Annotated in this window: 11 protein-coding genes; 5 read left to right on the forward strand and 6 right to left on the reverse strand. The window is 37.2% G+C overall.

Annotated elements, in window-relative coordinates; translation table 11 throughout:
- Positions 1-204: 204 nt before the first annotated feature.
- Complete coding sequence (locus tag CSP5_RS05850) at positions 205-1263, forward strand: TrmB family transcriptional regulator (RefSeq protein WP_077076381.1); 1059 nt, start codon at positions 205-207, stop codon at positions 1261-1263.
- On the opposite strand, the gene CSP5_RS05855 is transcribed toward CSP5_RS05850, so the two are convergent.
- From CSP5_RS05855 to CSP5_RS05880, 6 genes are read right to left on the reverse strand one after another with little or no spacing between them, the layout of a single operon-like run.
- The gene (locus CSP5_RS05855; protein ID WP_148689882.1) at positions 1256-3073 is read right to left on the reverse strand and encodes a glucosidase family protein; all 1818 of its coding nucleotides are present in this window, start codon (positions 3071-3073) and stop codon (positions 1256-1258) included. The genes CSP5_RS05850 and CSP5_RS05855 overlap by 8 nt on opposite strands.
- A 1-nt stretch (position 3074) precedes the next feature.
- The gene (locus CSP5_RS05860) at positions 3075-5066 is read right to left on the reverse strand and encodes an amylo-alpha-1,6-glucosidase (protein ID WP_148689883.1); all 1992 of its coding nucleotides are present in this window, start codon (positions 5064-5066) and stop codon (positions 3075-3077) included.
- Between the two features lie 25 nt (positions 5067-5091).
- The gene (locus CSP5_RS05865) at positions 5092-6237 is read right to left on the reverse strand and encodes an ABC transporter ATP-binding protein (protein WP_148689884.1); all 1146 of its coding nucleotides are present in this window, start codon (positions 6235-6237) and stop codon (positions 5092-5094) included.
- Between the two features lie 5 nt (positions 6238-6242).
- The gene (locus CSP5_RS05870) at positions 6243-7163 is read right to left on the reverse strand and encodes a carbohydrate ABC transporter permease (RefSeq protein ID WP_241869800.1); all 921 of its coding nucleotides are present in this window, start codon (positions 7161-7163) and stop codon (positions 6243-6245) included.
- Entirely contained in the window at positions 7163-8074 is a 912-nt protein-coding gene (locus CSP5_RS05875; protein WP_077076384.1) for a carbohydrate ABC transporter permease, read from the reverse strand. The genes CSP5_RS05870 and CSP5_RS05875 overlap by 1 nt, the downstream gene beginning before the upstream one ends.
- 52 nt (positions 8075-8126) lie before the next feature.
- Entirely contained in the window at positions 8127-9455 is a 1329-nt protein-coding gene (locus CSP5_RS05880) for an extracellular solute-binding protein (protein ID WP_083705424.1), read from the reverse strand.
- A 177-nt stretch (positions 9456-9632) separates the two neighbouring features.
- Here CSP5_RS05880 and CSP5_RS05885 point away from each other — a divergent pair, with 177 nt between their 5' ends.
- From CSP5_RS05885 to CSP5_RS05900, 4 genes are all read left to right on the forward strand, one after another.
- Positions 9633-11315, forward strand: coding sequence for a TIGR04190 family B12-binding domain/radical SAM domain protein (locus CSP5_RS05885; RefSeq protein WP_148689885.1), 1683 nt, complete (start codon positions 9633-9635; stop codon positions 11313-11315).
- 271 nt (positions 11316-11586) lie between these two features.
- Positions 11587-12183 carry a DUF981 family protein gene (locus tag CSP5_RS05890; RefSeq protein WP_077076386.1) on the forward strand — a complete coding sequence of 199 codons (597 nt, stop codon included), beginning with the start codon at positions 11587-11589 and terminating at the stop codon, positions 12181-12183.
- Between the two features lie 464 nt (positions 12184-12647).
- Positions 12648-13583 (forward strand): ABC transporter ATP-binding protein, encoded by a 936-nt coding sequence (locus CSP5_RS05895; protein ID WP_172399423.1) that lies wholly within the window; start codon positions 12648-12650, stop codon positions 13581-13583.
- A complete protein-coding gene (locus tag CSP5_RS05900; RefSeq protein ID WP_148689887.1) occupies positions 13580-14317 on the forward strand; it encodes an ABC transporter permease in 738 nt (245 codons plus the stop codon). The genes CSP5_RS05895 and CSP5_RS05900 overlap by 4 nt, the downstream gene beginning before the upstream one ends.
- The last annotated feature ends 10 nt before the right edge of the window (positions 14318-14327 follow it).

The following is a 14327-nucleotide window of genomic DNA, read 5'->3' on the forward strand; positions in this document are numbered from 1 at the left end:
TCGAAATCAATCTTTTTTGAATATGTTGCCACAGATGTTGTATATTTTAAAAGATTATAACCTTAAAAATGAGCTTAAAAATCCTATAATATCATCATATACTCTATTTATACGGATAATCCTCTATTAAATTCTATATTATAGATTATTTGAGTTATGGCTTGCATTGGAAATCGTTAAAATAACGGAATGTATACATATATAATGAAGAACTCAAAGCCCTCTCATGAAACAGTGATTGAAATTTTGCAAGACATGGGAATGACTGAACTTGAAGCGAATGTATATTCATTTATCTTTAAGAATGGAGGGGCCACATCCAGAGATATATTACGGGCATTAGATCTTAGACAGCCTCAGCTTTATGATATTACTTCAGGACTGGAAAGAAAGGGTTTCGTAAATGTAATAGTGGGAAGACCACAGAGGTATGAGGCAATTAATCCGGAAATAATATATGAGAACCGTGAAGAAAATTTGAAACAGATGAGGGGCACATTCCTTGACTGGGTAAAGAAAAATGCACCAGCAGGTTATAAGGGTGAGCCTGAAATTTTTATTTCAAGGAACATTAACGGATTTCTTTCCAATACACTGGATATTATAAAGAAAGCTAATCAATATATCTTCATTCACACAACGCTGTCTTACCTTGTAAATTTTCTTGATTATCTGGAGGAAAAATCGAGGCGGGGAGTCAGGGTATTTCTTCTACTATTTGATGATGGTTATGAAGAGGGCTTTTTTGATGAAATAATGAAGAAAAATATATTTTCTAATGTAAGGTATAAGCGAATCGGTAAATTCTTTGCAGTTATTTCAGATGAAAGTTATTCTGCGTTTATGCCAAGGAATATCCTTCTTGGAGCAAGGAGTGAACAGTATGGTTACATCTTTAAGGATGATGATATGACCTGGTTTCTCATCCATAACTTCTTTTCTGGCTGGTTTAGTTCATCGGTAATAGATGAACGCATGCCGGAGATACCTGCTGAATATGATAACCAGAGAATAGCAATTACAGACATTATATCTCTGAAAAACAAGGGTGTAAACAAAATAGAAGTAACTATCGACGGAGAATACAGAAAAAATGGAGTGCCTGTAATACTCAAAGGCCTGGTTTCTAATATAAATATAAATGAAGATGTTGTTAATTTCACTATGAAGGGAAATGATGGCAAGGAGATTTCAATTGGTGGATTTGATTCAAAGATTGAGGATGTTATTGCCCACAGGATCACCATTGAGAATATTAAATAATATTCCTTGAGTAAGATACGGCTCGATCGCATACCTCAAAATTGTATAGCCTATTTCTATGCTTCATCCCATTAATTCTTAGTCCTTCAAACTCTTCTGGAATGGAAAAGCGTCTGTTTATTTCAAGTTCTTTTCCATTGGGGTAGATACCAAGAAAGTCATAAATAATATTTTCAATGAAGAGAGCAGCTGACCATGCCTGAATGAAACAACCAGATGGATTGTTTATAATTTCAGGAAAGCAATAGTTACTGTATCGACCAATGGCATCTATATTCATGTGAAGTACCTTGAGTGCATTATTCACGTCTCCATAATTTAGACTTGCCTTTATAAGCATGGAATTCCCATTGGGCATAACGTTTCCATTTTGATCCACCTTCAGTCCATTTGAGGACATTAATCTTGAAAATGCTTTACTATTTTCAGTTGCGAAATTGGCATAATTCTCCTTACTGGCTAGATTAAAAGAAAACGGAAGCACAGATGTCCAGAAACCATTGAACTGTGGTAAGCCGTCTTTATACCTATCTGCAAATCCATTTATCTCTGGCATCCACATATCTTTCCTGATAAACCTGGTCTTTTCACGGATCTCCTCTTCTATTTCTTTTACCTCGATCTTATCACTGTGAACAACTGAGTTTATTTTGAGTATGGAGTTCATTGACTCTATATAATTGCACACTGTGTCAATATCAATTCCATTACCCGCTTTTGGATCTTCCATTATTCCATTGCCCCTAACATCATGTAGTATTGCCGGACTTATGGAGCTAAGAATCAGATCTTCTCTTTCTTTTAAGTGTTCAATATTTACACTATATTCATAGAGGTTCCAAACCATGGTTGGATACACAACAGTTTCCACACGATTTCCCATATTGAAAACTCGTCCATTTGAAACTATTTCATGTGGTATTCTTCCACCTTCTTTTCTGGCGTATTTTTCAAGAACCTTGAGAGTATTTTCGTACTCATCATTCATACCAGCTATCAGTAATCCTCCTGAACTGTAATATGTGTCAATACCGAATAACCATGGAAACTCAGGGTATCCAGCTACAACTCCTCTACCAGTGTTATTCATATTTAAGAACAACCACCTAAGGTTTATGACAGCAAGATCAAAAGCATCGGATATGGATGTGTTTCCTGAGATGGTGGTTTTACTTCTTAGTGACTCCACAAACTGGTGGCGATAGTTCTCTGCCTCCTTTTTTATGTTAGCTGGTGAAATATTGGTTGATTCATTTCCTTCTATTTTGATATTTACTGTTGTGGAATCTTTAGTCTCTATCACAATTCGGTTATTATTATAGGTTAACACGCCATTCCCATCAGAACTAACTGTTATGCTTTGCCTATAGTTCTTTTCACTTATAATAATAGAGCCTGAAAGTTTGGATATGCTGAAATCTGTATTTAACTGACTGTACCATACTGGTATAACACCTATTTCCAGTATTATCCTAACGGGTTCAGTGATTTCTATTTCCTTTGTCAGTTCTATTAAAAAATAATTGTCTCCTGTGGTACTTAATTTTAAGCTTAATTCTCTGAAGCCGAAACTAACAGATGTATAATCTGTTGTTACATATTCTGGGATCATACTTCTTCCATTTCTTTCAAGTGCTATCCACTTGAAGATCCTTATGGGAGGAAACCATAGCCCATTCATCTCGTTTTCAATGTGATACCCTAGACCTGCAGGCTTCATATCATTGTAACCAATATAGTAAGAACTTCTTCCACTCAGGACGAATGGTTTACCATCCTGTTTTTTAGTCCGAGGTAATATATATGTCATTTCAGATCGCATTTTCCTTACTTAAATTGATTTGCCATTCATTTTTTTGCATATATTTTGAGATGTCACTTGCCTCCTTCCTGTTTCCCTTCCGCACTGTAATATTAAAGACTTTATTCCTGAATGGAAAATTAAGCAATTTTACCTCATCCCAGCTTTCAGGTAAATGTGGATTCATCATTTCAGAAGGATCATCATCTGTTGGTACTCTTTCAAACCCCAGTAGACCTTCCATTATAGATTGAATGAACAGGCTGGAAGACCAACCCTGGAAAAACTGACCCTCTGCATAAAGGAACTCCGGGTTGTAAGTTTCATTAATCCTTCCCGGATCAAGGCTAGAGAAAGCGAGTCTTGTGAACGTTTCAATCATGTCAAAACCCTCAGTATACATGGAGTTGTTATAAAGTGCCAGTACCATCCAGCCCGTCATCAGGGGCCATATGGTTCCAGTATGATAACCCCCGTCGTAAAATCTGTCCCTGTTTGATACTGATCGTACTCCCCACTCCGTTACCAAGTCAGGTTGGTATAACCATTTAAGACCTTCACTGAATAAAGAACCACTGAAATACATGGCTGGAACTATCTGCATTGCGCCCTTTATATCCCTCGTTTTACCATCATTTGCGGAATCAATAATTGTTATTCCATTTTCTGTAAACCTGTAAAATAGGTCTTTATAGAGCTTTAGTATGCTTTCAAAACGCCTATTACCTTCTCCATTCATTTGATCAAAGACTCTTATAGCTTCGAGCCACCAGGCATTCACATCCACACATATACCGTCCCGTTTTTGTGCCCATGACTCTGGCCATCCGATGAGACCTTCGGAAAAACGATTTTCTATCAGGCCATCCTGATCTCTGTCGCATGATTTACAGAAATTCATAACATCGCTTATGGTTTTTTCATCAGATTTTTTTCCGGTCCAACCAGAAAGCATATACATGCAAATGATCCATAGAGGTGAACTATCTATGGACATAAACTGTGTCGATACTGGCGAATCTCCAATTTTATAATTATCACCTTTAATGTGACCTCCATTTGAAAGGGGAATCTCATGTGGTATTCTTCCTCCTTTAGAGAATGAATAAAGCATGTCTAAATGATTTTGTGCAAGATCTCCCAATCCACATTCAATCGCAGCCATAGACATCCATTCTCCATCTCTTCCGAAAAACCATGAAAATTGAGGTATTCCTGCGTAAAAACCATTTCCAATAGGAGTGGATGTAAATAATTCCAGGAGGTCATGTTTTGCCCATCTGAATAGTTTATTTATTCTGAATGAGGGAGTAACCAGATTTGATATGGTGTTTGTCTTTTCATTATATTTTATTGAATTTTCAAGATCATTTTCTTCAGGTAAGGAATCATCGCAAGAAACATAAATATCCAGGAATGAAGTGGAATCTGAACTTATGGTTATCTTCTGATTATCTATGGCGATCTTAGTATTCCCGTTACTTTTGTAATTTATGGTAGTACTGGCAATACTACTACTAATCCTTATGTATCTTTCATTCACTTTTACCCTGTAATCCTTACCAAAATTGGATTGTGGCCATGCTGTCTCATGAAGAATCTGTATGTTTATCTCAAAATTGACCAGTTTTTCAGATCTTAACTTCATTTCAAGAATGGCTTTTTTGGAGGCAATGAAGTCCAGCCTTTCAAAATCCTCATACTGCCTGTAAATGTATGCAAACCCCCTTACATATTTCAGGAAGGTTTCTTTTTCACTTTTACCATTTACCTTAATATCCAGTCCCGATATGTGCTGTGTGTCAAAATTCCACAATCCCACCCTTCTTCTTGGAGAAATCCATGATTCAATGGAACCGTTCTGACCACACACAAAGTGAACAGGTCCATTCTTGATTACAGAACTATAAAAACCTTCACTTCGTGAAGTATCCCGCTCTACAATCCAGTGATCCATATCTCTTTCGTTGTCACCGATTTTCAGAGTTCTGCAGATATCCATTATACTCTCAGTTTTTAGCAAATTATCACTTTCCTTTCTTATTTTCTACTAGCTTCTCTGGTGGATGAATTTTCAGTATTGGATTCTTTATTCTCGATCCATCAGGTCCAAACACATAGAACCTTTCTGAATCAACTGAAAATCTCAGTTCAGATCCGGGCTTTAGATCAAATATATCTGTTTTGGTCCTTGATTCTCTTGAAAGTGCTATTGTTATATCATTACTACCCATTTCGACCTTTATCTGTATAACCGACCCAAGAAATTCCAGTGTTTTGAGAGTTGTTTTTATTTCACCATCAACTACCAGCTTGAAATCCGTCGGTCTGATTCCTATGGTCAGTTTATCTGGCAGATCAGCAGATTCAAATTCAAGACCAAATGGTGTAGTCTCGTCCTCAGAATCGAGGATGAACATGTGCGGATTGCTGGAATTTTTCACAAAATTAAAAGTATTCATCGCTGGTGAACCTACAAAAGTGGCAACGAACACATGTTCTGGATTATCATACAGTTCCCTTGGTGCACCTTCCTGAATCTTCACCCCATTATTCAAAACAACTATCCTATCAGCCATGGACATGGCCTCAATCTGATCATGTGTAACATAGAGAATACTCTTCTTTGTAATTCTGTGGAAATGTATGAGTTCCTCTCTCATCTCATCACGGAATTTTGCATCCAGTCCTGTCAATGGTTCATCCATGAGATAAATAACAGGATCACGTATCATCGCCCTTGCCAGACCAACTCTCTGTGCCTGTCCACCGGATATCTCCCGCGGTTTTCTGGACAGAATTGTGTTGATCCCAACTATTTTAGCAACCTCATTTACCCTCCTATCTATTTCATCTTTTGACACACCTTTCATCCTTAGATTTAGTGCCAGATTATTGTAAACGGTCATATGTGGATACAGTGCCTGATTCTGGAACACCATTGCAACATTTCTTTCAGAAGGGTGAATATCATTCATTATCTCTCCATTTATCACCACATCTCCAGAATCCTGAATGATAAGGCCAGCAATTATCCTCAGGATGGTACTCTTTCCGCCTCCCGAAGGACCCAAAATAGCCACAAATTCTCCATCTTCTATGTGCAAGTCAAAATCTTTTAGTGCAACGGTTGACCCGTATGCCATGTTTAGTTTTTTCAATTCTATTGCCATTGTTATTACCCCTTTACTCCTGTGAGCGCAAAGCCCTCTACGAAATATCTCTCAAATAGGATATAGATTACCAGTGTTGGTATCAGTGTTAGGAATACAACCATCATCATTTCATTCCAGTATATCTGTGTACCATTCACACCCTTGAAGAAATTCAGAACCAGTGGCAGTGTGAAGAGCTTCTGGGAATGAACTTCCATTAAAGGCCAGAGAAAGTTGTTCCATGTTCCGATAAAAGTGTAGATCGTAGCTGCAGCAAATGCAGGTTTTGCCATGGGTGCTGATATCTTGTAGAATATCTGGAATGGCGATAAACCATCCAGTTTAGCTGCGTTTTCAACATCCGCTGGAATGGTCATGAAATACTGCCTAAATATGAAAACGTTGAGTCCAGAAACGATTTCCGGAAGTATGAGTCCCTGATATGTGCTGATCCATCCCAGATCCAGCATGAATATGTACGAGGCTATGGATATTACTGGAAATGGTATCATCAATGTTGCTAGTACAGCATAGAATAGAAGATCCCTCCCCTTGAAATGAAGCCTGGCAAATGCATATCCAGCCGCAGATCCTACAAGGACGCTTCCTGTAACCACAACAGCTGCTACAAATACGCTGTTGAAATACCATAATGGAAATGAACCAAAGCTTACAACTGACCTGAAATTTGCGACCAGGTTTCCAACACTTGTCAAACTGAAGGGGTTAAGATCGGGTGGGAAATGTGCAAATATACTGCTTCTAAACATTTTCAGGAACATCCAGTAAAATGGAAGCATATATATTATTACAAGCAGGATGCTTAGGATATAGATCACTCCCTTTTTTGCTGGTCCTATGGACAGCAACATTTCGTATACGTCCTTCTTCCTGTTTTTTCCGATAGATCTGGTTTTTGAATTCCCTGTTTTGTTTCTGAACATTATGTCCACCTCGTATCTTTAAGATATCTTCTCTGCATGAGCGTGATGAACAGGATTGCAAAGAAAAGTATGAAAGAGGCAGCAGCAGATAGACCAACCTCCCCAAAGTAGATGAATGTCCTATTATAAATAAACATCAGTGGAACATAGGTTGAATGGGAAGGCCCACCATCAGTTATAACGTAGATCTGATCAAACAATTGCATAGAACCAATTATTCCAAGTATCACGACGATAAAAGTCGTGAAATTGAGCATCGGTGCATAGATATATCTGAATCTGTGCCAGCCAGACTTCACACCATCTAAACTTGCTGCCTCCAGTACACTTCTTGGTATTGTCTGTAGCCCGGCAAGATAAATTATCATAAAATATGGGGTTGTTGAGAAGATATTAAGTGCCATAATTGCAGGAAACGCATATGTTGTGCTGAAGAAGAAATTTATTGGTTTAACTCCGAAAAATGATATGAAATAATTTATGAGACCCTGGTCTGAGAATACCCAGATAAATATGATTGACAAAGCGACTGAAGATACGATCGCAGGAATAAATACAAAAGCCCTTGATATTCTTGATACCATCATTTTATGATTGAAAAGTATGGCAAACATAAAGGCCAGGATGGTCTGTATTGTGACAACTACAACTGTATAATAAAGTACATCCAGAATTGCCTTAGCAAATAGTCCGCTGTGGAGCACTGTATCATAGTTGGCCAGTCCCACAAAGAAAACTATGTGACCAAAAGGATTGTAATGAAAAAGACTTATTGCAAAGGAATACACGGCTGGAAAGAAGGTAAACACTATGATAAGCATCATAAGTGGTGCTACCAGCAGATAGCCATACCGTGCCTCCAGCTTTAGATCTATCTTTTTTTTCTTATTTTTTAATGAGCTATTATTCATGATTATATCATCGCCTTAAAATGTCTAAATGTAAATAAAATGTTTTAAAAAATTATAGGGTTGATGTACCAGCCAATGAAGCATTGGTCACATCAAGCATCTCAGTAAGAGCCTTATTTAGCGAAAGTGATCCTGCGAACAGGCTTGCATAAACATTATGCACATCGAGCTCTGTAGCCTCAAAGTTTGTGGTGTTGTAATTCCATCCGTAGGCGTAAGGGAACTGCTTTCCAACAAATGACTGAATTGGGAAGTGTGAGCTATACCAGGAACTATCAAGTATTGCAGTTCTTGATGGTAGAGCAAGCCCTTCAGACACCCACTGTTTTTCACCAACTGGTCCAGTGAAGAATTCTACAAACTGATCTGCAATCCATTTTTGTGTTCCTACCAGAGCGCTGTTTACACCTAGACCCACATTGAACATCATTGTAGCATGGATACCTGTTGGTCCTGCAGGCATATAATAGTAACCCACATCTGACATCTTGCCTACAAAATAAGCACCGCTTGCATTAAGTACTGGTACAGTCCATGTTCCGCTTACTATCATTGCAATATTTCCCGCTGCAAAGTCTCCCCCATTCCATCCTGCGCTGAAATTAGAGTTTAATTTGGCAAGACCACTTGAATAAAGATCATACCAGTATGAGAATCCTTCCTTGAACGCTGTAGTATTATTTACGGCTCCGTTACCTTTTTCATTTATCCAGTCTCCTCCAGCTTCATGCATGAATGCAAGCGCTCTTGCAACCTGTGGTCCGATGACCATCGGAGTAACATCCTTTATACCGAGGGATGAAGAAGCCATGGACTCATTTGCCTTAAGCATTTCAAGTGTTTGTTTCATTGTAGTCCAGTTCCATGTACCATTTCCTGGATATGGAACATGTTCGGCACTGAATATTGCCTTGTTAAAGAAAACCGCCAATGGGCTCCAGTCTTTTGGTGCTGCATATAAACCGCTCTTATAGGAAAACGTCTTCAGGATTGATGGTGCAAAGCCACTGAGATTGTAGGAAGTGTTGGCAGTAAGTATTGGTTTTAGATTCTGTAAATAGCCCTCAGAAGCAAACTCCGGAAGTGCACTGTTTTCCATATAGAAAACACCTGGAGCACTGTTTGTTGCAAATTCAGTACCAAGGGTTGGATAGAAATTATTCAGTGATTCAAAGGTTACAGAAACGTTTGAATGCTCACTATTGAAAGTATTGACCATATTCTGATCAAATGTATATTCCTCACCGCTGGATACTGCAGCAGCGAAAATAATAGACTGCTTGCTAGACTTTGCCGGATGGTAGACTTCAAAATAAATACCCAATCCAGCCACTATTACTATGATTACGATAACGATTGAATAAATCGCTTTCTTGTTCATTAAAACATCACTGAATATACTAATGAACATTAGTATATAAATTTTATTTTACACAAATAACTGTATAAATAGTATAATGATGAATTAAGTTTTTACCCGAATATCTACCGTCATAATCATATTGGAAACTTAAGATGTGAGGAGAATGCTTTTTAAACTCACTTACTATGTATTGATATGAAGACGGATATTGCCTTTATACATCCTCCTAGCATTTACGACTTCAGAAAGAGGAATTTGAAAGCTGGGCCGATTAGTGATGTTGTACCGTCAACACCAGTTTTTGAGATGTATCCCATGGGATTTCTCAGCATGCTGTCTTACCTTGTTCCCAGAGGATATAATGCAAGAATAAGCAATGTTGCATCCATGATGGTAATGTCGGATAAATTCGATCCCGTAAAATATTTGAAATCTCTGGATACAGAAATTTATGGAATTGATCTCCACTGGTTACCGCATGTTCATGGCGCAATAAGTATTGCCAGAATTATAAAGGAATTTAATCCAGATGCAAGGGTATTGCTTGGAGGTTTTTCCGCAAGCTACTTCTCAGATGATATAATGAAAACGTATCCAGAGATCGATTATGTGCTGAAGGGAGATTTTCAGGAATACAGTACGATGAAGCTGATTGATTCCGTTGAGAAGAATATTGATCTGGGTACAGTTCCAAATCTTGTTTACAGAGATGAAATGAGACATGTGAAACACAATCCGAATTCAAAGGAGAATACTGTTGACAATGTTTTCCTGAATTATAAAGTGTTAATGAGGAATGCAATTAAATATCACGATGTTAAGGGCCATCTGCCATATGCAGACTGGATAAACAATCCAGAATCAGTTACCATAATTGAACATGGATGCCAGTTTAACTGTGCTTTCTGTGGAGGTTCTAATTTCTCTTACAGAAACAATTTCTTTCCTGTATCACCAGTATACAGGAATCCTGAAACTATTGCAAAGGAAATAGAACTGGCAAGAGAGATACTGGGTGCGCCCATATTTGTGGCAGGGGACATTAACCTTGCTGGTGAAAAATTTTATGGAAACCTTTTCAGAGAGATAAAGGAACTTAAGGCTGACATTCCTATTCTTACTGAGTATTTCAAGCCACCCCAGAAAGATTATCTTAACGAGCTTTCCAGATCCTTTGGTGAATTCTCAGTGGAAATATCACCAGAGAGCTCAAGCGAAAATATTAGAAGAATAAATGGGAGAGAATATTCAAATGAATCACTGGAAAAAAGTATTGCAGATGCTAAAGAGGCAGGATGTAAAAAGTTTGATGTATATTTTACCTTAGGCATAAGCGGTCAGGGGGAGAAGGAACTGAAAGATGATATAGAATACGCCACAAAGCTAATGAAATATGAAAAAGGAAGCGAAATGAAGGTTTATTCTTTTATTTCGCCACTTACACCATTCATAGATCCTGGTTCACTAATATATGAGAAACCTGAAAAGTATGGATTCCATATAACGGCAAGAACCATAGAAGAATACTACAACCTGCTGGATAAGGGGAAGTCATGGGTAGATTTCCTGAATTATTATAACGACTGGATGAGTGCAAAAGATATTGAAAGACTTACATATCAATCAGAAATCGAGATGATTACTGCAAGGAGAGATTTGAGGCTCATAGATTCAGAAACAGCTGAGAATATTATTAACAATATAAACAGGTACATTGATGGAAAGGATTACCAGAAAGATTACAGGAAGAACAGTCACCTTTCATACCTTAATAAGGATATAGAATGGTCAAAGAAACATAATATAACAAGAAGTTCACTGATGGTCTACTGGTATAAGGAACTATTAGGCCTCGAGAAAGATCTTGGAAGGTTGTAAAATGCCATAGTATTTTCATACTTTACATCAAGAATCAATTTTTGATTTATCAGACTGTAAGAAATGAATATTAATTGAATAATTGACTATTTCCATTGTAGTTGCCAGATGATCTGAAGAGAATGATGTCTCTAAAAATGTAGAAATTTCCCATATTATGTAAAGGACATGATTTTTCACCTTATATGTTATGTTAAGAGTTTATTTGTATAGAGAAAATATGATAATTGGAGTTAATTAAAATTCCAGAAATTAAAAAAAGGTGAAAAAAATGACAGCACCATTTGTAGATCCTCTGGCAATCATGTTGATTGGTTTGGCCATGGGAACAGGGATTGGAGCCTTCTACTTCTTTTACGCAGCAAGAGGGCAGAAGGATCAGATAGCCAGTTTGGTTTACCCTGCCATAGGTATAGGATTGTTTGATTTCATGAGCGGTTTTTACATGTCTTTTGCATGGCCAATGAAAACTTTTGGGGTACCGTATAACATGCTATTTGGTGATCCGTTGCTTATGTTCGGTTTACTACTGATTATTGGAGCAGTAATGATTTATAAGAATGTAAAACTTGGGATTATGCCATTACTTAGTGTACTGCTTGGCATTTATGTACTGGATGGAGCATACAGTATTTCTGCACTGAAACTTGAAACTGGACAGAATTATATAACAGCAATGGGTTTATACATCTTCGATGCAATAGGTGCAATACTTGTTCCTATAGCATACTTCAAACCTGAGGAAGGAAAGAGCGGAGCTATAAAATACATGTATTACGTTGAGTGGATAATACTTGGAATCGGTACAATATTTGCACTTGTAATCGGCTATCTGGCATTATATGGGCATCTGAGCAGCCCACCATAATGCATTATTTTTGATTAAAAAATACTAATATAATTTTTATATACAGATCAAAGTCGGAGATTGAGATTTTAGAAGTAATTTTGGATTTTACCATATTTAGTGCGGTTATCTGGTTTCGCGGGACATAGTAAAATGATTGATTTTATGCGTATGTAGTTGCGCCTCAAGAGGTAACAAATGTTGTAAGGTAGGATTTATTGATTCTTTGCATTATCAAAGTTAACAATTTCATATATATTCGGTTAATTCGGCAATAATATTAAAAATCAAAACTTAATTTGAATTTGTGGAAATATAACTTCTGCCATCTAATTTGTACAATTGGGACGATAAACATTAAAATAGGGTGTATATTTAAAAATTTCAATTTTCTATCAAATATAAGTTTACCATGTAAACTGTTAAAGATAGAAGATTAGATATAATTTATATATATGCTTCATATAATATCGAAAGCTGAATTAATGGAACCACTTGTTGAGATTAAAAATTTAGGAAAAAAATTTGGAGAAAAGTATGCAATTAAAGATCTCACGTTTTCTATCAATAAGGGAGAAATTTTTGGACTTATTGGCCATAATGGTGCTGGAAAAACAACTACAATAAGAATTTTATGCTGTCTAATCAGTCCAACGGAAGGAAGTGCAAGAATAGGAAATATTGACGTATCAGATCAGAAGGAAACCCAGAAAATAAGGAAAATTATAGGGTATGTACCTGATAATGTAGGACTATACGAGCAGTTAAGTGCGTATGAAAATTTACTTTTCTATGGAAAACTGTATGACTACCCAGAAAGAGAACTGGAAGCAAATATTGAAAAATATCTCCGAATAGTCGATCTCTGGGATGAAAGAAATAAACCCGTTGGGACATATTCAAAGGGAATGAAACAAAAGGTGGCACTTGCCAGGGCACTGGTACATGAACCCAGTTTACTTATCCTAGATGAACCAACTGCAAATCTCGATCCTGAAAGCTCAAAGAATATAAGAGATTTAATCCTGGACCTGAAGAAAGAGGGAAGGACAATACTCTTCAACACGCACAATCTGGATGAAGCCCAGCGTATTTGCGACAGAGTAGGAATTCTGAAGACTACCATAAGAGCTATTGATACCCCAAACAATCTGAAGGAAAAATATGGAAGTGAAAAGTTAATAGTTGTCAGGATAGATGGAGTGGTGGAATCCATAATTGATTTGCTAAAAAATTCAGGTTTTTCTGTGCTGATAAATAAAGGAAATGATCTGACAGTTGAAAGCACGGGGAATAGTGATGAAAATCAGGCCATAATCGATGTAGTTAACAAAGCAGGTGGAAAGATAAAGTGCATTAACGAAGTGACTTCAAGTCTGGAGGATGTATACATAAGACTTGTAGAGGGTGAGAAAAAATGAATTTTGGAAAAGCATGGCTTGTCACAAAGAAGGATCTTCTAATAATGAGAAAAAGAAAGTCAATTCTTGCACTCATGTTTGTACTGCCCTTGTTGTTAAGCATAGGATTGCCATCACTGATAGATTACCTCATCATTAGAAAGTCTCCACCAGTAAGCGAAATAACAGAACTCCTCGGGTCATTTGCATACTTCTTCATTTTAATATCAGCGTTTATTCCATTGTATGTTTCCTCATACAGCATAGTTGGAGAAAAATCTGAGAAAAGTATTGAGCCTTTGCTTGCAGCGCCAATCAGTGACGACGAAATACTTCTTGGAAAGTATATTGCAGTCCTTTTGCCAGCTCTTTCTGCAATTTACGTCGCAGGGTTAATATTTATGACTCTCACAGACCTTCTAACTCATAACTTCATTCATTACTATTACTATCCAAACTGGACCTTTGGTGCAGTAATGCTGGTAGATGTTCCACTTGGTTCATTATATGGAGTGGCACTGGGAATTCTGGTGTCTTCTAAAACAAACAATGTTCAGAGTTCCTACCAGATGGGTGGAATTACACTCATTCCCTTCATTATCCTCTATGTGATGAGTGAGGTAAACATAATAAGTCTTGATGATGTAAACAATATATTACTTATCTGCCTTGGAATATTCATAGCCGTGATTATTGTTTACATATTTAACAGCAAAACGTTCAATCGTGAAAGAATCATCCTGAACTGGAAATAGTGATAGGAAT

It is taken from the genome of Cuniculiplasma divulgatum (assembly GCF_900083515.1).
Taxonomy (GTDB): Archaea; Thermoplasmatota; Thermoplasmata; order Thermoplasmatales; family Thermoplasmataceae; genus Cuniculiplasma; species Cuniculiplasma divulgatum.

Excerpts from the sequence above, each read along its gene's own strand:
- CSP5_RS05850 (WP_077076381.1), top strand. The coding sequence starts at position 205 with ATGAAGAACTCAAAGCCCTCTCATGAAACAGTGATTGAAATTTTGCAA.
- CSP5_RS05855 (WP_148689882.1), bottom strand. The coding sequence starts at position 3,073 with ATGACATATATATTACCTCGGACTAAAAAACAGGATGGTAAACCATTC.
- CSP5_RS05860 (WP_148689883.1), bottom strand. The coding sequence starts at position 5,066 with ATGGATATCTGCAGAACTCTGAAAATCGGTGACAACGAAAGAGATATG.
- CSP5_RS05865 (WP_148689884.1), bottom strand. The coding sequence starts at position 6,237 with ATGGCAATAGAATTGAAAAAACTAAACATGGCATACGGGTCAACCGTT.
- CSP5_RS05870 (WP_241869800.1), bottom strand. The coding sequence starts at position 7,163 with ATGTTCAGAAACAAAACAGGGAATTCAAAAACCAGATCTATCGGAAAA.
- CSP5_RS05875 (WP_077076384.1), bottom strand. The coding sequence starts at position 8,074 with ATGAATAATAGCTCATTAAAAAATAAGAAAAAAAAGATAGATCTAAAG.
- CSP5_RS05880 (WP_083705424.1), bottom strand. The coding sequence starts at position 9,455 with ATGAACAAGAAAGCGATTTATTCAATCGTTATCGTAATCATAGTAATA.
- CSP5_RS05885 (WP_148689885.1), top strand. The coding sequence starts at position 9,633 with ATGAAGACGGATATTGCCTTTATACATCCTCCTAGCATTTACGACTTC.
- CSP5_RS05890 (WP_077076386.1), top strand. The coding sequence starts at position 11,587 with ATGACAGCACCATTTGTAGATCCTCTGGCAATCATGTTGATTGGTTTG.
- CSP5_RS05895 (WP_172399423.1), top strand. The coding sequence starts at position 12,648 with ATGGAACCACTTGTTGAGATTAAAAATTTAGGAAAAAAATTTGGAGAA.
- CSP5_RS05900 (WP_148689887.1), top strand. The coding sequence starts at position 13,580 with ATGAATTTTGGAAAAGCATGGCTTGTCACAAAGAAGGATCTTCTAATA.